Source organism: Kribbella yunnanensis (assembly GCF_039529655.1).
Lineage (GTDB): Bacteria > Actinomycetota > Actinomycetes > Propionibacteriales > Kribbellaceae > Kribbella > Kribbella yunnanensis.
This window is the reverse complement of record NZ_BAAANF010000017.1, coordinates 154,365-172,241: the sequence shown is the minus strand read 5'-3', so window position 1 is coordinate 172,241 and position 17,877 is coordinate 154,365. Positions and strand designations below refer to the sequence as shown.

General features: G+C 66.6%; 17 protein-coding genes. 7 read left to right on the top strand and 10 right to left on the bottom strand.

The features are described from left to right. Window positions 1-5 precede the first annotated feature (5 nt). On the bottom strand, window positions 6-1,004 hold the full coding sequence (locus ABD231_RS24270; protein ID WP_344156263.1) for a multicopper oxidase domain-containing protein: 999 nt from the start codon (window positions 1,002-1,004) through the stop codon (window positions 6-8). Window positions 1,005-1,947: 943 nt separating this feature from the next. Here ABD231_RS24270 and ABD231_RS24265 point away from each other — a divergent pair. Together ABD231_RS24265 and ABD231_RS24260 are read left to right on the top strand one after the other, a co-directional pair. Next, window positions 1,948-2,955 carry a hypothetical protein gene (locus ABD231_RS24265; protein ID WP_344156260.1) on the top strand — a complete coding sequence of 336 codons (1,008 nt, stop codon included), beginning with the start codon at window positions 1,948-1,950 and terminating at the stop codon, window positions 2,953-2,955. After that, window positions 2,952-4,070, top strand: coding sequence for a hypothetical protein (locus ABD231_RS24260; protein ID WP_344156257.1), 1,119 nt, complete (start codon window positions 2,952-2,954; stop codon window positions 4,068-4,070). Before ABD231_RS24265 ends, ABD231_RS24260 begins: the two co-directional genes overlap by 4 nt. On the opposite strand, the gene ABD231_RS24255 is transcribed toward ABD231_RS24260, so the two are convergent. The 3 genes from ABD231_RS24255 to ABD231_RS24245 are packed head-to-tail and all read right to left on the bottom strand — an operon-like array spanning window position 4,067 to window position 7,948. Next, a complete protein-coding gene (locus tag ABD231_RS24255) occupies window positions 4,067-6,196 on the bottom strand; it encodes an MMPL family transporter (RefSeq protein WP_344156254.1) in 2,130 nt (709 codons plus the stop codon). The two genes, ABD231_RS24260 and ABD231_RS24255, sit on opposite strands and share 4 nt — an antisense overlap. A 1-nt stretch (window position 6,197) precedes the next feature. Further along, window positions 6,198-6,815 carry a DUF3159 domain-containing protein gene (locus tag ABD231_RS24250; RefSeq protein ID WP_344156251.1) on the bottom strand — a complete coding sequence of 206 codons (618 nt, stop codon included), beginning with the start codon at window positions 6,813-6,815 and terminating at the stop codon, window positions 6,198-6,200. Beyond that, window positions 6,812-7,948, bottom strand: a complete 1,137-nt coding sequence (locus ABD231_RS24245) for an FAD-dependent oxidoreductase (protein ID WP_344156248.1) — start codon at window positions 7,946-7,948, stop codon at window positions 6,812-6,814. The genes ABD231_RS24250 and ABD231_RS24245 overlap by 4 nt, the downstream gene beginning before the upstream one ends. A gap of 97 nt (window positions 7,949-8,045) precedes the next feature. Here ABD231_RS24245 and ABD231_RS24240 point away from each other — a divergent pair, with 97 nt between their 5' ends. Continuing rightward, on the top strand, window positions 8,046-8,639 hold the full coding sequence (locus ABD231_RS24240) for a TetR/AcrR family transcriptional regulator (RefSeq protein WP_344156245.1): 594 nt from the start codon (window positions 8,046-8,048) through the stop codon (window positions 8,637-8,639). Window positions 8,640-8,656: 17 nt separating this feature from the next. Here the strand turns inward: ABD231_RS24240 and ABD231_RS24235 are convergent, their stop codons facing one another. Genes ABD231_RS24235 through ABD231_RS24225 form a run of 3 tightly spaced genes read right to left on the bottom strand, consistent with a single transcriptional unit; the run spans window position 8,657 to window position 10,307 of the window. Continuing rightward, a complete protein-coding gene (locus tag ABD231_RS24235) occupies window positions 8,657-8,794 on the bottom strand; it encodes a hypothetical protein (RefSeq protein WP_344156242.1) in 138 nt (45 codons plus the stop codon). Between the two features lie 35 nt (window positions 8,795-8,829). Further along, entirely contained in the window at window positions 8,830-9,648 is an 819-nt protein-coding gene (locus ABD231_RS24230; RefSeq protein ID WP_344156239.1) for a hypothetical protein, read from the bottom strand. Continuing rightward, window positions 9,645-10,307, bottom strand: coding sequence for a hypothetical protein (locus ABD231_RS24225; protein ID WP_344156236.1), 663 nt, complete (start codon window positions 10,305-10,307; stop codon window positions 9,645-9,647). Before ABD231_RS24225 ends, ABD231_RS24230 begins: the two co-directional genes overlap by 4 nt. A 217-nt stretch (window positions 10,308-10,524) precedes the next feature. Between ABD231_RS24225 and ABD231_RS24220 the strand changes: the two genes are divergently transcribed. Beyond that, window positions 10,525-11,022 (top strand): DoxX family protein, encoded by a 498-nt coding sequence (locus tag ABD231_RS24220; protein ID WP_344156233.1) that lies wholly within the window; start codon window positions 10,525-10,527, stop codon window positions 11,020-11,022. Window positions 11,023-11,065: 43 nt separating this feature from the next. On the opposite strand, the gene ABD231_RS24215 is transcribed toward ABD231_RS24220, so the two are convergent. Beyond that, window positions 11,066-11,950, bottom strand: coding sequence for a LysR family transcriptional regulator (locus ABD231_RS24215; protein WP_344156230.1), 885 nt, complete (start codon window positions 11,948-11,950; stop codon window positions 11,066-11,068). 131 nt (window positions 11,951-12,081) lie between these two features. Between ABD231_RS24215 and ABD231_RS24210 the strand changes: the two genes are divergently transcribed. Genes ABD231_RS24210 through ABD231_RS24200 form a run of 3 tightly spaced genes read left to right on the top strand, consistent with a single transcriptional unit; the run spans window position 12,082 to window position 14,423 of the window. Further along, complete coding sequence (locus ABD231_RS24210) at window positions 12,082-12,816, top strand: SDR family NAD(P)-dependent oxidoreductase (RefSeq protein ID WP_344156227.1); 735 nt, start codon at window positions 12,082-12,084, stop codon at window positions 12,814-12,816. Between the two features lie 17 nt (window positions 12,817-12,833). Then, a complete protein-coding gene (locus tag ABD231_RS24205) occupies window positions 12,834-13,457 on the top strand; it encodes an NADPH-dependent F420 reductase (RefSeq protein WP_344156225.1) in 624 nt (207 codons plus the stop codon). 30 nt (window positions 13,458-13,487) lie between these two features. Continuing rightward, on the top strand, window positions 13,488-14,423 hold the full coding sequence (locus ABD231_RS24200; RefSeq protein ID WP_344156222.1) for an SDR family oxidoreductase: 936 nt from the start codon (window positions 13,488-13,490) through the stop codon (window positions 14,421-14,423). An 86-nt stretch (window positions 14,424-14,509) separates the two neighbouring features. Here ABD231_RS24200 and ABD231_RS24195 read toward each other — a convergent pair whose 3' ends face one another. Together ABD231_RS24195 and ABD231_RS24190 are read right to left on the bottom strand one after the other, a co-directional pair. After that, on the bottom strand, window positions 14,510-14,911 hold the full coding sequence (locus tag ABD231_RS24195; protein ID WP_344156219.1) for a hypothetical protein: 402 nt from the start codon (window positions 14,909-14,911) through the stop codon (window positions 14,510-14,512). A 19-nt stretch (window positions 14,912-14,930) separates the two neighbouring features. Next, window positions 14,931-17,759: an AfsR/SARP family transcriptional regulator gene (locus tag ABD231_RS24190; protein ID WP_344156217.1), complete on the bottom strand. Its 2,829-nt coding sequence runs from the start codon at window positions 17,757-17,759 to the stop codon at window positions 14,931-14,933. Between the last annotated feature and the right edge of the window lie 118 nt (window positions 17,760-17,877).

The window sequence follows — 17,877 nt, the reverse complement described above, 5'->3', positions numbered from 1 at the left end:
CCCCCTCAGCCGTGATGATTGGAGTGGTCGGACTGCGTCGCGGCCACGTGATGCTGGTGGAAGCGGTCGATCGCCGCCTGCGCGCCGGCCGGCATCCCGCCATCGGGGTTGCGGACCAGGAACAGGCCGACCATCCCCTGGTCGGAGTGCATCTGCACGTGGCAGTGGTACATCCACACGCCCGGCCCGACGCCTTCGCCGGCAAGCACCTGGAAGCCGAACGAACTGCCCGGGTCGAGGTTCTTGTTGTCGATCACCGGGCTCGGGTCGTTAGCGCCGGTGAGCATGCCGGTGCGAGTGTCGGCCCAGCGATGCGCATGCAGATGGAACGTGTGCGGCAGGTTCCCGTGCCCGATGCAGACGAACTCGACCCGCTCCCCCTGCCGAGCCTCGAACATCGGGGTGTCCGGCGCCTTCTTGTTGTTGATCAGCATCTCGTTGAACACCACCGTGAACTGCCGATCCGGGATCAGATCACCGCGCCGGCGGACGATCAACCCGCCGTACAGGCCCTTCTGGATCCCGACGGTGCCGTGATCGTTGCCCATCGCGTGATCGTGGTAATGCCAGTAGCCCGCGCTGCCCGGCATGAACCGGCCGCTGCCGATGTCAACCTGCTTGCGGGTGCGCCACACGTACGTGCGCGTCTCGCCGGGCGCGTTGAACGAAGCGTTCAGCGGGCTCCCGTCGGAGTTCACGTCGTAGTCGACACCATGCGGGTGGATCGACAACCGCTGGTCAGTGTTGTTGACCAACTCGATCTCGAGAGTCTCCCCCTCGTAGATCTCCAACAGCGGCCCCGGAACAGTCGCCTCACCAGGCGCCAGCCCGTAGCCGAAAAACCCGCCTGGCAACGGCTCGGCGTACAAAGTGATCTGCCGAACCGCAGCCGCACTGTCGGGGGCCATAGCCACCCCGGTCAACACCGCTCCCCCGGCAACCGCAGCAGGCGCAACCAGCACCGACCGACGGGACAACCGCGACTTTTGGGCACGCTCAACCATCAAGGGACTCCGTTCGGGCGGGAACGCATGTCTCCAGGTGTAGTTCAGCCAGCACACTATGTAGTCAGCGAAGAATTGTTAAGACCTGGTCATAGGTTTTTTGTCGTTCGTTGTCAGATCCGCAAGGAAAGACCATCCCCGCGTGCTACGCAGTCACTCCTCCGTCGCGCCTGCTAGGCGCGCGCCCGCCCGCCCTTCCTCCCCACCCGGGCTACCGCCCAGAACCTGCGGGCTACCGCCCGCAACCGACCGCCCGTGGCCGGCGTCCATCGGCGAAGTACGACCGCCACGTCGGCTGGCCGTCAGTTACATCCCCGCCCGGCGACCACCCCTCAACCGGTTCCGGCGCATAGTCGTTGGGCGCTGATGTCCGAGGGCCGGTCGAGCACAGCGAGCCGTCGTGCGGGCTGTCACTACATCCGAAGACGCGCAGCATGTGGTCAGCGTGTTTTCGGACGTTGTCAGCCGAGCGCCACACCCACCCACCGGGGCTGCGGCGGATCTGTGCCACTCACCAACCCGTTCGTGAGCTGTGCGGGCAGGGTGTGCTGAGCGTGAATCAAGCAGACCACGCAGAGTTGGTGAGTGCTGGCGGTCCGCCGTCTGCTCACGGAATCATCCGCCGCCACGGTGGCTTCGCTCGACGCATCACACAGGCGGCCCTGCCTCGAGTGTGAGGAGAATGCCGCCGGTAAACGATGGACAGCGACACGGCGGTCACACTCGACCGCCTACTGCTCACACTCGCCGACCACGCCGGCCCGGACGGGCCCGCTCGGCAAGCCACGCGAAACGCCCACCGAGGACAGCGCGGACTGTGCCGAGACCGACGAGTCCGAGCACACAGACATCACCAACGGTCATTTCGGCTCTCGCCGAAGTCGCTGGCGGGGGCTTGATGCGACATCATTGTCAGGCACTGGCGGGCTACCGAGAGAGACCGATGGTTGACGCAGACGTCGAAGGCACCCCGGGCCGTCGGTGGGCCGAGCACGCGAGTATCGAGATCACGATCGTCTGGTTGGTCGGTGTCGTCGCGTCCTCGCTCGGCTTTCTGCTCGCCGTTGTCTCGGTGACGCTGCCTTGGACGTTTGTTTATCCGCGGCCCGGGCAGTCGGTCGCGCCGGGCGGACCCGAGCAGCCGTTTCTCACCCGGATCAGCAACTACGAGCCAGCCTCGGTTGTGACCGTGCTCCTGGTGATCGTGTTCGCGCTGATTGTGGCTGCGTGCTTCGGGACCACGGGACCGGTCAACTCAGTACTGCGGATCGTCACGCCGGCGATCGGCATTTTCGGGGCATGGTTCATCGGGGTGCTCTACGTCTTGGTACTCCCCACGGTCAAGTACGGCTACTCGCGTGAGTTCGGCCAGTCGGTTCGGCTTGATCGCACGATCTACAACACGGTGCCGAGCACCGGGCTTGGCCTGTGTTGTCTCGGGGTCATGTTGATGGCGGCCGGCTCGGTGCTGGCGATCCGGCCGGTCTCCAACCGCCGAGTCGCGCCGGCGCAGGTGCATCGGCTTGGCTATGTGTGTGCCGGGGTTGCCCTGGTCATGTTGTTCGCCTCGTTCTCCGAGCCTTGGCTGCGGCAACCGGCCGATCCGTTGGAGTCGCAACCGGTCTGGGGCGGACCGCCCCAGCTCGAGTCCTGGCTGGTGGTCTTCCGGTTCACGACGATCGCCGCCTTGATTCTGCTGACCGTCCTGGTGCTGTCGAAGTCGGCACGGGTTCGCACGCGGGTGGCGAAGGCCGGCCTCGTCACCTGCGAGGTGACGGTGGCGATCCTGTTGACCGGGCTGATGATCGCCTGGCTCCCGGACGTCAAGGTCGAGATTCGCCCGACGTACTACCTGGCGATCGGCGCCGCAGCGTTGCTGGCGATCGCATTCCTCGACGCGGCTCTCGATGAGGTCGTCCGTCGTCAAACCTCAGAACAGGAGTCATCGTGACGCCGAGGAAGCCCAGCACCATGGGCGCGAAACTTCGACGCAAGGCGACGGCCAGGACTGAAACTCCAGCGACGCCTACACCTCGCTGGCGTCACGCTCTGAGCGGCAGGAACTGGTTCCTGGTCATACTGGTCACCGCAATCGTCGCCACCGCGATTCCAGCGGCCTTCCCCGCGACGATCGATTCGGTCCGGGATCTGTGGAACGACGATCCGGTCACCATCGAGTCCGCTGATGTGAGCGAAACCCTCACCGGTGTGCCGATCCTGGCCACCTCCGGGACGATACCGAAAACCGACGACCCGCACGCGATCGACGACCTTGCCCGCCAAGCCGGAGGGCAACCGGCCGGTGTGTCCGGTCAGCGACTGACCTTCCGGAATCACCGCTCGAGCACGATCGTCGTGACCGGAATCAAGCCGGTCGTCGAGAAGGACGAGAAACCTCTCGACGGAACCTTGGTGCGGTTCTTCAGTCAGGGCGGTTCCGAGACAACGCTGGTCGATCTCGACCTCGATTCTCCCGAGCCGCTGCCGACCGGGCGGACCGAATCCGGCCAACCCACCAAGGAGCCGTTCTTCGCCAGGAACAACATCACGCTTGATCCCGGCGAGACGCATCTGATGAACCTGCGCACCGTCACCCAGCGCTGCGACTGCACCTGGCGGCTGCAGGTCACCTACCGGTACCACGACGAGGAACGCACCGTGGTCGTCCCGGCCGCCGACCAACCGCCGTTCCGGATGACGGCCTACGCCGTACGGTATCGAGCCGTGTATCACGTCGATCCGGATGGTCTGCATGTCATCGATGCCAAGGACTATTGCGCTGACCCGGCGATCTGCCGTGCCGCAGACCCATCGTGCGGCACGGTTCGCACAGCCACCACGAAGGCCGTCGTACGGATCGAGAAGGGTACGACGACCTGCCCGGAGGCGTTGCGGATCACCGACCGCTACTACAACGACGCGTCGATCCCCAAGCAGGGCAGCGGCGGCCACGCCGAGGTAGACGGCTGGTCCTGCGCGTCCACGTCAGCCGCCGAGTCGGAGAGGACCGGACACTTCGGCTCCTGCACCCGTGGCCCGACAACAGTGACCATGGACGCAACCTAAACCTGGCCCCGTTGCAGGGTTTCGCCCTCGACATCGACGTCCGGGAGCCGGCGGTTGAGCCATCCAGGAAGCCACCAGGCATGGCGTCCGAGCAGGGCCATCGCGGCCGGCACGAGCGTCATCCGTACGACGAAAGCGTCGATCGCGACCGCGGCCGCGAGCCCGAATCCGAGCTCACGGAACATCGTGTCGCTCGAGAGGATGAAGCCGGAGAAGACCGCGATCATGATGATCGCAGCAGCCGTGACGACCCGGGCGGCCTGGCTGAACCCTTCCACCACCGCGCCTTTCGGCGTCGCGCCGTGCACATGTGCCTCGCGCATCCGCGTGACCAGGAAGACCTGATAGTCCATAGCCAGTCCGAACACGACTCCGATCATGAAGATCGGCAGCATGCTCAGGATCGGTCCAGTCTGTCCTTCGACCCCGAAGAGCCCGGCGAACCAGCCCCACTGGAACACCGCGACGAGCGCACCAAACGTAGCGGCGATCGTCAGCAGGAACCCGAGCGTTGCCTTCAACGGGATCAGCACCGACCGGAACACCAGCATCAGCAGCAAGAACGCGAGACCGACAATCAAGAGCAAGTACGGCAGCAGCGCGGCGCCTAGCTTGGCGGAGACGTCGATGTTGACGGCGGTCGCACCGGTCACCGAGACAGTGGCGCCATCGCCCATCCTCGGCAGGTCACGGATCGCGTTGACAAGATCCGTCGTCTCCGTCGCACTGGGACCTTCGGTGGGGATGACCGTCATCAGCGCGGTGTTCCCAGCCGGGTTCATGGTCGGCGGCGCGACCATCGCGACATGGGGAAGGGTGCGCACGGCCGCAGCCTTGCTGGCAACCGCAGCCTTGGGGTCGGCCGACGCGGCCGCATCAACCACGACCAGGAGTGGACCGTTGAAACCTGGGCCGAAGCCCTTGCTGAGAAGCTCGTACGCCTCGCGCTGACTCGAACCCGGCTTGGCCGTGCTGTCGTTCGGCAGACCCAACTGCAGATCGAACGCCGGAACCGCCACCGCCCCGAGGCAGATCACCATCGCCACGAGCACAGCTACCGGCCGCCGAGTGACCAGCTCCACCCACCGACGACCAACGGGCTTCACCGGGGTCTTGCGAGGACCTCTGATTCGAGACCCCACCATGCCTAGCATCGCGGGCAGGAAAGTCAGCGCGATCGCCACTGCCAAGAGAACGGTGAGTGCCGCGGCCAGCCCCATCTGGGTCAGGAACGGGATGCCGACCACCGCCAACCCGGCAAGGGCGATCACCACCGTCAGACCGGCGAAGACGACCGCCGAGCCCGCCGTACCGACTGCGTGCCCGACCGCGTCTTCGGGTTCGAGACCTGCGGACAACTCTTGCCGATAACGGGAAACGATGAGCAAGGCATAGTCGATCGAGACCGCCAGGCCGATCATCACCGCCAGCACCGAAGTGGTCGACGCGACGTCGAAGAACCCGGACGCGGTACTGATCGCGGTCACTCCGATACCCACGCCGATGATTGCTGACAGCAACGGCATACCGGCCGCGACCAGCGATCCGAAGGTGATCAACAGGACCACGGCCGCGACACCGACCCCGATGATCTCGCTCAGATGTTGTGGCTCGGTCTCGTCCATCGCGTTGCCGCCGTACTCGACCGTCAGCCCAGCCGCTCGGGCCGGCTCGATCGCGGCCTTCACAGCAGCTCTCGCCTCCGGCGTCACGTCCTTCGCCGCAACTTCGTAGGCGACTTGGGCATATCCGATCTGGCCGTCGGCAGAGATACCGCGTGCCGTGAACGGGTCGGTCACCGCGCCGACCTGCGGTGCCGCCGAGAGCCGCCGTACGGCGTCCGTCAGCAGAGCGCGGTTGGCCGGCTCGCTGAGCTTTCCACCGTCCGGGGCCTCGAACACCACGCGGGCTGTCGCGCTGTCGGCTTTGGCTTTCGGGAACCGCTCGTTGAGTAGATCGCCGGTGCGTTGGGACTCGGTGCCAGGGATCGAGAAACCGCCATCGCTTGGCGACGACAAAGTGACGGTACCCACGACTCCCGCAACGAGTAGCGCCAACCAAACGAAGACAACCAGGCGTCTCCGCCGGAACGCAGCCCGGCCAAGCCGGTAAAGAAAGATAGCCATGTCAACTAGTCCTTTCATCGTGGACGCGCAAGATTCGCCAGCAGAAATAGAGGGCGAGGCCGGTTGCAGGTGCACCCAGCAAGGTGGCAGCGACGCCGAGCGGTGCGACGTTGCCGGCGTGGTAGAGCGGCCCCAACAGCGCGAGGATGATGGCGGACTTGACCACGAACACCCCGGTGCACAGTTGATAGCGTTGCCGCTGGCAACGGTTCTTTCGCCAGGCGAGGCGTTCGCCGAGTGCGACTCCGACGACGATCCCGATCAGCGGGAATCGAACCAGCATGGACAGCAGGAACGCCGTGCCCATCGCCGCGGCCCGCACGAGATCCGGCAGGTAGAAGTTCGCCCCTTGCCCGGTTGTCCCGGCCAGAAGCGCTGAAAACCCAACCACACCAAGCGCTACTCCTGCCTGCCAGTACTTCCCGTCGGTCCGCACCCGCAGTACCGCGAGCACCAGCACGCCGCCAACGGCCACCGCCGCCGACACCATTACGTCGTCCGTCAGCAGGTAGACGACGAAGAACAGCGCCCGGGACACGACGGCTTCGATGACCGTCCGCCATCCACCCATCGCCCCGAACAGCGACAGCGACTTGCTCGTCACCATGGCGAAACTCATGGGTGCGGCTCCAGCGCCGGAGCGTTGTTCCGTCGTACAGCGTCCTCGAACTCACTGATCGCGGTACGCACTTCACTCCTCCCCTGCGCCACTTCGACCAAGGCATCGCGAAGGAGGTGTGCGTCCTGCATCGCCAGATTGCCGCCGAACCCCGGGGCCGCATGGATGGCGTCGCCGATGACTGTCACCTGACTGCTCGGCCACGCCGGCACCGGCGGGATCATGCCGATTCGAAGCGCGACCGTGAGGTCCGGCCAGGCGTGATCGACGACAGCCCGCAACACCGCGGGGAGGTCTGCTGCAACCTCTCGGGTACGGCGCCAGATCGCGGCCGGCGTTGCGGCAGCGCCGAGTCGTTCCTGGGTGACCGGCACCGCCCACATCAGGAAGTCTTCTGCGTCGTCGATTGCGCTGGATCGCAGGTCAGGCAACCACTGGTCGCGGGCGGCGCGCGGCGACTCTTGGAATCGCAACGCCCCCATCGCCATCATCGTGGTGCCGATCTGAGCGCTGGCTGGGTTGTCGCCGATCAGCTCAGGCACGCCTGTATCGGCCACAGCCCGCAGCGGTGACGCACCCATCAGCATGCGCTTGCCTGTGTCGTACACCTGGACCTGCGGCAGGTACTGCCACCGCACACCGGAACCGATCCCGTCCGCACCGACCAGGACATCCGCCGTGTCCGTGCTGCCGTCGGCGAACCACGCCTGCACAGTCCCATCGGGCCGCTGCTCGAAATGCGTGAACTTCGCCCCGAACCGCACCACGTCCTCGAGACCCGCCAGCAACACGGCTCGCAGCAACCGCCGGCTGACCTGACGACCCGGCGGCACGCGGCCCGCCGTACCGTCGAGCACTCGGTTGCCCACGACAACGAGCTCGCCATCCACTTCGCTCAGGGCCAACGCCTGTCCACGGGGTGCGCCCATGGTGGCCTCCGCTATGGCGAGGTGAGCCGGCGGCAGGCAGGCGCGCAACGCCGCGGCTCCCCGGTCGTCGAAATGGAGGCTGACACCCTGCGGACGCCCGTCTGCTCCATCGCGCTCGTACACGGCCACGTCGATCCCGGCCCGACGCAACCCCTGAGCCAGAGTCAGCCCGCCGAGCCCCGCTCCCACCACCATCACCCGCATCGCGACACCCTTTCTTCATCACTGATGGAGAAACCGTAGCGGGCGAATCGCCGAAACTCCACCAAGCGATGAAGAATCTGGGGGTACGCTCAGGGTCATGACGGAGCCGACCCCTTCCGGCCGCCCCGGCCGCTGGCGTTCCGGTGCGGAGAGCAAGCAGCGGATCCTCGACACCGCCCGCGCCCAGTTCCTCCGCCACGGCTACGTCGGCACCACAGTCCGCGCCGTCGCCGCCGAGGCCGGCGTCGACCCGGCGATGGTCTTCTACTTCTTCGGCACCAAACAGGGCCTCTTCGGCGCCGCCGTCGACATGTCCGCCGCCGTCCCCCCAGCGATCGAATCGATCTTCACCGACGGCCTCGACGGCATCGGCGAACGCATCGTCCGAACCCTCATCACCAACGTCGACAACTCCGACCGCACCCCGCTAGGCCTACTGACCCGCTTCGGCCCACCCGCAGACCAGTCCGAGTCACTAGTGCGCGAGTACATCGACCGCGAAATCACCAGCCGCCTAGCCGACCTGATCGACACACCAGACGCCCAAGCCCGAGCCGGCATGGTGAACGTCCAGATCCTCGGCCTCACCGTGTCGAGATACATCGTCAAACTCGAACCCATCGCCTCCGCCACCGTCGACGACCTAGCAGCCTGGTTCGGCCCCATCATCAACCGCTGCCTCACCGACTAAATCTCCGGTACGACGACTCACCGAGCCGGCAACCGTCGCCCCCGGTGGTTAGCTTGCTGCTGGAGCAGGACGAATTCGCCGGCGCTGCCGACGCAGTAGGCGGACGAGACCTCCATGTCGTCGACCAGGAAGTACAGCACGAAGAAGGTCAGCATGGTCGGTACGGCGGGTGTCGGGGTGACCTCGGCTGCTACGAGAGGATTGGGACTGGGCGGGTGCCCAGGTTGCGGACCGAGGTGGTCAGGAGGTGGTTGCCTCGGGCATCGATGATGCAGCGGGCCGGGTCCTTGGTTCCGCTCGCGACGGCGAAGACCCTGACCTCGAGATCCTCGACCAGCGCTCCCGGCACCTGGTCGAGGTACTTGGCGGCCGCAAGCTGGCACTCGGGGTCGGTCGCACGGCGCAGGCTGCCGGTGCCGACGTACTCGCCGCTGTGCAAGGCGGAGCAGGGCACGTTCTTGGTGACCCGCCGGTCGACGCAGCGTCGCCAGCCTGCACTGGTCGGGCCCTGCAGAGCATCGCGTGCCGATCCGCTGACCTCCCGGCCGGCGTCGACCGAGCACCGTCCGGCGGATAGCTGCGCGACCTTGGCGACCGTGATGTCCAGGCCGACCTGACCGCCGAGGAAATCAATCACGGCGGCGTAGTCGCAGGTCGCCGCCTGCGGAATCTCTTCGTATTGGTGCGGCTCGCGGCAGTCGATCGCCGTACGGCGTGAGGTCCAGCAGCCCGGCTCTGCAGCAGGCGAGGACACCGGCGTACTCGAAGAGGCCGGCGGCGGGGTGCTCGACGTACTGACGGTCACGATAGGGACCTCGGCCGTGGCCGGGTCATTGGGGAGGACCCACTTGATCAGGCCGACGACCAGCGCGACCAGTCCCGCGATCTCACCGATCACCACCAGCGTCGTGATGACCGGGTGGTCGTTGAAGCGATGAAGATGCCGGAACAGCGTGGCGGACCGGTTGCCCGGAGGTGGCTGCACCTCCGGGCTGTCCGGATCGGTCAAGACAGGACCATGTTCATCAGCACCGCCTCGACGGCGCCGCTGGTGCCGCACGCCGCAGTGTTCTTCAGCGAAACGATGATCTTCAGCGCGTTGACCTTCGGTACGGGCAGGTCGATGGCGGCGATCTGGTTGAGCTTCACGCTCTTCTGGTCCCGGTACTGACCGTTGGTGTCGATCCGGACCACCAACTCAAGGTCGGAGCTCTCCGACGAGTTGCTCTGGCCGAACTCCAGCTTCAACCGGCCGAAGTTGTTCGCCAGTCGCAGCTCCAGCGTCTCGTCGTACCCGCAAGCGGACAGGGTGCCGCCGATACCGGTCGCCTGTTTGCGGTCGGCAACGTCGTACCGGCCGTCCTTCCAGCCATCGGGATACTTGAAGATATTGCTCAGCACCAATGGTCGTCCGGCGACGTCCGCGGCCAGCGCGACCGGCGTCGCCGAGTCGGTCGGTTCACTCGAGTCGTCGCTCACCACCGGCGTCGACGGTGCCTCGGTCGGCGGTGACGACGCCGACGGCGCCTCGACCGTTGTCGTCACGGTGACGGTGGCCGTTGGTTGACCACTGCCTTCAGCTGCTCCCCCGCATCCGGCGGCCAGGAGCAGCGCTCCGGCCAACAGACCCACCCCGAATGTTCGGTTCCCACCCCTGGTTCCCCACATTTGCGCGATGCTACGCAGCTACTGTGCGTGAGTCTATGGATCGATCATTTGAACCTTGCGTAGTCACCGATTTGTCATCGTGTACCCCGCAGCGACTAGGTGATGACCCTGATCGGTACTGCAGAAGCGGTACGGCGAGTGCAGCCGTCGAGGCGACGCGGTAGGCGGGTGGTCGCGGGGAGGCTGGTGCCACACCACAGCGACAGGAGAACCCACCATGAGCACCTTGCTCGACACCCGACTGACCAAGACCCTCGGCTGGCTGAGCCGGCACAACGTCGACATCCTGCGGGTCAGCCTCGGACTGATCTTCTTCGGCTTCGGCATCCTCAAGTTCTTCCCCGGGGCGAGCCCGGCGGAGGCGCTGGTGGCGCGGACCGTCGACGCACTCACCTTCGGCGTGGTCGACGGGCGCAACGCCGTACTGATGACAGCCGCGTTGGAGTGCTTCATCGGGCTCACCCTGATCACGGGCCGGCTGCTCCGTACCGGGCTGCTCGTCCTCGCGGTGTCGCTCGGCGGGATCATGGCGCCGCTGGTGTTGTTCTTCAGCGATCTGTTCCCTGGCGGGACTCCGACGATCGAGGGGCAGTACGTCCTGAAGGACATCGTGCTCGCAGCCGCCGCCCTGGTGATCGCCTGCAGCGCCTTCAACCTCGACCGATCCCAGTACGACGCGAAGCCGACCCGATCCGATCTGATCAAAGCTGCGTGACCGTAGGAAAGCTTGCGACCCACGCAGCCGTGGGTCGCAAGCTTTAGTCTCGGAACGCTTCGTAGTTCCCGCATTCTGCGGTGAGCTCGGCTGTCGCTTGTACGGCGGCGAAGAAGTCGTCGGCCAACGGCGAAGTCCGCGACGCCGCCATCGCGACCAGCACTTGGCCGGGCGCCAGATCGGGGACGGGCACGTAGCTGATGTCCGGACGTGAATAGAACAAGGTCTCCGAACGCCCCACGAATGAGATGCCACGGCCGGCCGCGACGTGCTCGAGCTTCTCGTCCACCCCGCGCACCCGAAGCCCGGAGTCGGGATGCGGGCGCCTGGTGGGCTGGGTGTTCGCGTCGGCGTGCCAGACCAGCGGTTCACCGGCCAGGTCGGCCTGGGTGACCTCCTCCTTGCCTGCCAATCGGTGACCGACGGGCAACGCGACCAGAAGCGGCTCGGTGTACAGCGGGCTCAGGCGCAGACCGGTCTCATCGATGGGCAGCCGCACATAGCCGACGTCAACGCGGCCGTCGAGCAGCATCAGTGCCTGGTCGTCCCACTCCATTCGCTGTACGTCGACAACCACGTCCGGGTGCTGGGCCTCGAACTCCCGCATCGCCGGGATGACCGGGATGCCGGCTCGGAAGCCGACCACCAAACGCTGGCTGCCGCGAGCGGCCACGGACAGGCGACGCCGTACTGCATGCGCGGAGGCGAGCAGCGGGCCGGCGTCGTCCAGCAGTTGCCGGCCCGCGTCGGTCAGGGCTACGCCATGGCTGTCTCTGGTGAAGAGCGTGGCGCCGAGATCCTTCTCCAGCGCGCGGATCTGCCGGCTGAGCGCCGGCTGCGCGATGTGCAGCTCGTCGGCGGCGCGGCCGAAGTGCAGCCGATTGGCGACAGTGACGAAGTAGCGCACCTTGCGCAGGTCGAGATCCATGAAGCCTCCCCGTCCGGCGATGCCTCCAAGGTATCACCACGTCTGAAAAGGGTCTTGGACATCAACTTCACGCCGATGGCATCGTTGATTGAGCAGAGTATTTTCTGCCTTATCAATACAACGGAGTGATCGTGGGAAAGCTCGACGGAAAAATAGCGGTGATCACCGGCGGATCGACCGGTATGGCGCTGGCCGGCGCCAAACTGTTTGTCGAAGAAGGCGCGCACGTGTTTATCCAGGCTCGGCGACAAGAGGCACTGGACGACGCCGTCAAACTGATCGGCCGCAACGTGACCGCCGTTCAGGGTGATGCGGCCGACCTCGCCGACCTGGACCGTTTGTACGACGTCGTCCGGCGGGAAGCGGGTTCGATCGACGTGCTGTGGGCCAGCGCCGGGATGGGCGAACCCGCCGTACTCGGCGATATCACCGAGGAGCAGTTCCACCGCGCCTTCTGGCTCAACGCTCGCGGCACGCTGTTCACCGTGCAGAAGGCATTGCCGCTGCTCAACGACAACGGCTCGATCCTGATGACCGGATCCAACGCCTCCCTCGGTGCCTTCCCCGGCTGGAGTCTGTACGCGGGAAGCAAGGCCGTCCAGCAGGCCTGGGCCCGCGTCTGGCTCAACGAACTGCGCGACCGCAAGATCCGGGTCAACGTCCTGACTCCCGGCCAGGTCGCCACCGCCAAGCAGGCAGAACTGTTCGACGAGGCCACGAAGGCCGCCTTCGAATCCCTCATCCCCCGCGGCGCGATGGGCCGCCCTGAAGAAATCGCCACCGTGGCTCTGTTCCTCGCATCCGACGACTCCAGTTACGTCAACGGCCTGGAACTGGTCGCCGACGGCGGCACCACTGCCATCTAATTGGAAGAGAGCACCTCATGAGCAGCATCACCCTTATCGGCACGGGGAACATGGCCCGTGCCATCGGCACACTCGCGGTGGCGGGCGGCAACACCGTCGAGGTCCTGGGCCGCGATCAGTCCAAGGCCGACGACCTCGCCGGGGCTCTGGGCAACGGCGCGACGGCGGGCAAGTGGGGCGCCGTACCGGCCGGGGACATCGTCATCACAGCCCTCTTGTACGCCGGCGTTGTGCCGGTCGTCGCCGAGTACGGAGACGCCCTCGCGGGCAAGGTCATCGTCGATATCAGCAACCCCTTCAATGCCACCTTCGACGGATTGGCCCACAGCGAGCAGACCTCGATCGCGCAGGAAGCCGCCAAGGTCGCCCCCGCCGACGCCAGCGTGGTGAAAGCCTTCAACACCATCTTCCGAAATGTCCTGGAGAAGGGCCGACCCAACGTATTTCTCGCTGGCGATAATGCGCAGGCGAAGGCGAGCGTGGCGGCATTCATCGAAAGTCTCGGCCTTCGCCCGCGAGACGTCGGCGGTCTGAAAATGGCGCATTGGCTGGAAGGAATGGGCCTAATCACCATGGGCCTCGCCGGCAACGGAGTCGGCCATTGGGACTTCGCGCTCGGCGTCGACGAATTCGCCGGCTGAGCCCCATTCGATCTCACAAGGAGCAGTAGCGTGCGCGTTTTCGTCACTGGCGGGACCGGCCATTCCGGTTCGTACATCGTTCCGGAGCTAGTCGCCGCCGGGCACGAGGTCACCGGCCTGGCCCGGTCGGACACGGCTGCGGCAACGCTGTCCGCACTCGGCGCAAAGGTGCGTCGCGGCAACCTTACGGATCTCGACGGCCTCAAGGCGGCCGCCGCAGACTCCGACGGCGTCATCCACGTCGCGCACCGGCAAGACCTGCTGCCGTCCGGCGGTATCGACGCCGTGGCCGCCGCGGAACTCCCGATCATGCACGCGTACGGCGAGGCTCTCGCCGGAACCGGGAAGCCGCTGGTCGTTGCGGGCAGCATCGGCTCGCCAGGCCAGTTGGGCCGACCGGCCACCGAGGCCGACCCCGCTCTCCCCGTCGGCGACGAACACAAAGGCACCCTCCGGGCCCGCAACATCGTCGAAACCGCCGTCATCGACCTAGCCGACGAAGGAGTGCGCTCATCAGTCGTGCGGATCGCCAACATCGCGCACAGCACCACCGATCGCGCCGGCTTCCTCCCCACGCTCATCGCACTCGCCAAGCAGAAGGGCTTCGCCGGCTACCCCGGAGACGGCGACAACTTGTGGAACGCCGTACACATCCGCGATGTCGCAACCTTGTTCCGCCTCGCACTGGAGAAGGCCCCAGCCGGCTCCTACTGGCACGCCGTCAACGACGAGGGCATCCCCCTCCACAAGCTCACCAAGGCCATCGGCAACCGCCTGAACCTGCCCACCGTCAGCATCCCCTTGGACGAACTGATGCTGCCGGGCTACTTCGGATTCCTGGCGAACATAGTCACGCAGACCTACCCCGCGTCCAACCACCTCACCCGCCAAACCCTCGGCTGGCAACCCACTCAACCCACCCTGCTCGCCGACCTGGACAACGGCCACTACTTCCCCGGCCCCTGACGTCTGCCAGTCGGCAGGCTACGGACGACACCGTCGTCGTACGCGTCGGTCCGTGGGGTCGCGGACCGACGCTTTCTCGTGGGTGGTTAGCCCAGTGCTGCGCCTAGGACTACCAGGACGGCTACGACGAGGACTACGGCCATCAGGCCTACGAAGAAGCCGAGGCCCTTTCGCTTCACCTTGGTGTGGCCGATGCTTCCGGTGGTGAACTGGTGGTACGGCGACGCGTAGAAGACCGGGACCGCTTGGTTCGGCTGGACGGTGCAGTCGAGGGCGGCTTGGCCGAAGCGGCGCATCCACTGGGAGTGAACGTCGATGTGCAGTGGGCCGGCGAAGACGGGGATGGCGTTCTCGCCGTACTTCACGCGCACCGGGTGGCCGTTCAGGTGGACGGTCGGCGGGATCATGCTGCTGGTCATGACGCTGCCCTGGATGGTCAGGTGCAGCATTCCCATCGGAGGCTGCGGCGGCTGTTGCTGGTAGCTCATGCCGCCCAACGATAGAGCGTCACCCGCGGAGCAGTTCGGCGACCAGGTCGGTGATCGGTTCGTCGTGGGCTTTGGCGGCTATTGCTTCGGCTGCGGGGCCTAGTGCGGCACGGGCGGTCTGTTCGACGGCGTTCCTGGATTCGATTTCGTCGGAGATCAGTAGCGGAGTGCCGGCCCTGACCCGTTGGGCTTCGGCCGCTGTGACCAATCGCAAGGCCTGCTGGTGATTGCCCAGTGCGAGCTCGCTGGCGGCGAGTTGGTCCATGCAGTCCACCAGCGCGTCGAGCAGGTCGAGTTCGTGGTAGATCCGCAACGCTTCCAGGGCTCGCTCTCGCGAGGCGGCCAGGTCTCCCATCTGCAGGTAGAGCTGGCCGAGGTTGCTGAGGGTGCCGGCCAGGCCGCGCTGGTCGTCGGAACTGCGCCACAGGTCGCACGCGTCGACGTACGCCTGCACCGCGTCGGCAGTCCGGCCCAGCCGTTGCAGTACGGCGGCAGTGACGTTGAGCGCGGTAGCGAGCAGCCGGGCGTTTCCGGTCGGCTCGGCGAGGGCGACGGCCTCCTGCCCTTGTTGCGCGGCGAGGTCAAGGTCACCCAGGGTCAGGTTGGTGAAACAGAGTCCTATCAGCGCGGAGATGATGCCAGGCAGGTCGTCGAGGTGTCGGTAGATGCGGAGCGCCTCGTCGCCGAGCAGTCGGGCGCCGGCCGGGTCACCGTTGTTGCGGGTGAGCGAGGCCGCGGCCCGGAGCGCTGCGGCTCGGGTCTCGGTCGGCGAACCGTCCTCGGCATCGAGGGCTCGGCGCAGCCAGTCGCGGCTTTCGGCGATCAGGCCGTGGCCCATCCAGTACCAACCGGTGGGTGCCGCGATCTCGAGGACCCGACCGGCCTCGCCCGGAGTACGCAAGGCCCATTCAATCGCCGCTCGCAGGTTGCCTGCTTCGCTGTTCAGTTCGGCGACCACCAGTTCGTGGTCGGGGCCGCCGTCGCGGAAGGTCCGCGCGGCGAGCTCGGCGCACCAGGTCGCGTGTCGACCGCGAACCGCGGATTCGTTGCCGGTGGCATGCAACTGCTCCAGGGCGTAATCCCGGATGCTCTGCAACAGGACGAAGCGGTCGCCGGACTCGATCGTGACCAGACTCCGCTCACAGAGATCGGCCAGAATCGCCTTCAGGTCCACGGGATCCGGATCGTCGTACACGACCTGTTCGGCGGCGTCGAGGGTGAAACCGCCGACGAAGACGGCGACGCGGTACAGGACTTCACGGCCGAGCGGGTCGAGGAGCGAGCTGCTCCAGTCGATCGCCCGACGGAGGCTGGTATGGCGTCGACCGGCCGAGCGCATGCCACCGACAAGCAACCGCAACCGGTCCTCGATCCGCAGTGCCAACTGCTCGACGGTCATGGTCCGCGTCAGGCCGGCCGCGAGCTCGATAGCCAGCGGCAGCCGGTCGACGGCAGTGCAGATCTCGTCGATCAGCTGTGTCTGGCCGTCCGGTGGCAGCCGACTGCGCTCCCGGAACAGGCGAGCGGCGGCCTCGCGGTCGAGAGGTCCGATGGGATGCACTTGCTCGCCGACGACCCGAACCGGCTGCTGCGACGTCACCAGGATCGAGACACCTTGATCGCCGATCTCGGACAGCAGGGTCCCGACAGGCTCGACCAGGTGCTCCGCGTTGTCGAGGACCAGCAGACCGCCGGCGAGCCTCTCGACACAGCGCGACAACAACCCATCCGCGCTAGCTTCGACCCCCGTCACCGAGGCGAGGCTGGGCAATATCGCCTCTGGCGTGGTGATCGCGGTGAGATCCAGCCAGTACGCCGCTCTGCCCGACCCACTGACAGTCGCCGAAACCTCCTTGGCCAGCCGTGTCTTCCCCACCCCGGGGCCGCCGGTCAGCGTGATCACGGCAGGTCCGCTCAGCCGATCCAGCAGGACCGCGAGATCGCCGTCCCGCCCAACCATCGACGTACCAGCCCGCGAAGCGCCGGCCGTCGGTGGTGCGGCCGCCGGCGTTGCGGGCGTCGGTGCCCCGGGCCTTGGTGTTGCGGCACGGCGGACACCGGCCCGTACGGCGACTGCGGGCGGCTGGACGGGTGGTAGCAGCGAGGGGTCCTGGCGCAGGAGTTTCAGTTCGAGGTCGGTGGTTTCGCGGGACGGGTCGATGCCGAGCTGGTCGGCGAGTGCAGTCCGCAGAGTCGCGATCCGGGCCAGCGCTTCGGCCTGCTGACCAGCCCGGTACAGCGCGATCACGGCCAACCCGACCAGGCGTTCGTTCAGCGGATTCTGCCGTGCGAGCTGGTCAGCCTCAGTGACCACGACGGCGCCACGGGCCAGCTCGGCTTCGATCCGGTTCGTCTGCAACTCGATGAACAGGTCGTCCAGCCGCGCCGCCTCGACGGCTCCAAAGGGCGTATCGCGAAGATCGGCCAGGGCCGGACCACGCCACAGCGCGAGCGCATCGGCCGCCGCGCTACTCACCGCGCCGTAACCCTGGTCCCGGCGAGCAACCTCCACCGCCGGCAGCAACTGCTCGACCTTGATCAGATCAGCCGGTCCGCTGCCGGTGAGCGCGTAGCCGTTCTCGGTACGGTGCACGAGCCCCGCGTAGTCCCCGAGCGAGCGCCGCAGCCGATGCGCCAGCACCCGCAGCCGCTCCCGCGGCTTCTCGACCTCGCCCCACACCGCCCCAGCCAACACCTCATCCGGCACCCCATGACCGCGGGCCATAGCAAGCCGAACCAGCAGCGCTCGCTGCAACGGCCGATCGACACGCAACTCCGCACCCCTCACGCGAAGCAGGGTCGGGCCGAGGACCAGCACCTCGAACGCGGCGTCCACGGCAGAACCCATGCGCGTCCCCTCCCCCAGAGCCCCAGTGCGCACCCCCAATCTACCCAACGCCCGTGCGGTCTTGGTGAGGTGCGGTGCGGGCCGACTGCCAGCAGGCCACTGCCCGGCGATCACCTTG

Excerpts from the sequence above, each read along its gene's own strand:
- ABD231_RS24270 (WP_344156263.1), bottom strand. The coding sequence starts at position 1,004 with ATGGTTGAGCGTGCCCAAAAGTCGCGGTTGTCCCGTCGGTCGGTGCTG.
- ABD231_RS24265 (WP_344156260.1), top strand. The coding sequence starts at position 1,948 with ATGGTTGACGCAGACGTCGAAGGCACCCCGGGCCGTCGGTGGGCCGAG.
- ABD231_RS24255 (WP_344156254.1), bottom strand. The coding sequence starts at position 6,196 with ATGGCTATCTTTCTTTACCGGCTTGGCCGGGCTGCGTTCCGGCGGAGA.
- ABD231_RS24250 (WP_344156251.1), bottom strand. The coding sequence starts at position 6,815 with ATGAGTTTCGCCATGGTGACGAGCAAGTCGCTGTCGCTGTTCGGGGCG.
- ABD231_RS24245 (WP_344156248.1), bottom strand. The coding sequence starts at position 7,948 with ATGCGGGTGATGGTGGTGGGAGCGGGGCTCGGCGGGCTGACTCTGGCT.
- ABD231_RS24240 (WP_344156245.1), top strand. The coding sequence starts at position 8,046 with ATGACGGAGCCGACCCCTTCCGGCCGCCCCGGCCGCTGGCGTTCCGGT.
- ABD231_RS24235 (WP_344156242.1), bottom strand. The coding sequence starts at position 8,794 with ATGCTGACCTTCTTCGTGCTGTACTTCCTGGTCGACGACATGGAGGTC.
- ABD231_RS24225 (WP_344156236.1), bottom strand. The coding sequence starts at position 10,307 with ATGTGGGGAACCAGGGGTGGGAACCGAACATTCGGGGTGGGTCTGTTG.
- ABD231_RS24220 (WP_344156233.1), top strand. The coding sequence starts at position 10,525 with ATGAGCACCTTGCTCGACACCCGACTGACCAAGACCCTCGGCTGGCTG.
- ABD231_RS24215 (WP_344156230.1), bottom strand. The coding sequence starts at position 11,950 with ATGGATCTCGACCTGCGCAAGGTGCGCTACTTCGTCACTGTCGCCAAT.
- ABD231_RS24205 (WP_344156225.1), top strand. The coding sequence starts at position 12,834 with ATGAGCAGCATCACCCTTATCGGCACGGGGAACATGGCCCGTGCCATC.
- ABD231_RS24195 (WP_344156219.1), bottom strand. The coding sequence starts at position 14,911 with ATGAGCTACCAGCAACAGCCGCCGCAGCCTCCGATGGGAATGCTGCAC.
- ABD231_RS24190 (WP_344156217.1), bottom strand. The coding sequence starts at position 17,759 with ATGGGTTCTGCCGTGGACGCCGCGTTCGAGGTGCTGGTCCTCGGCCCG.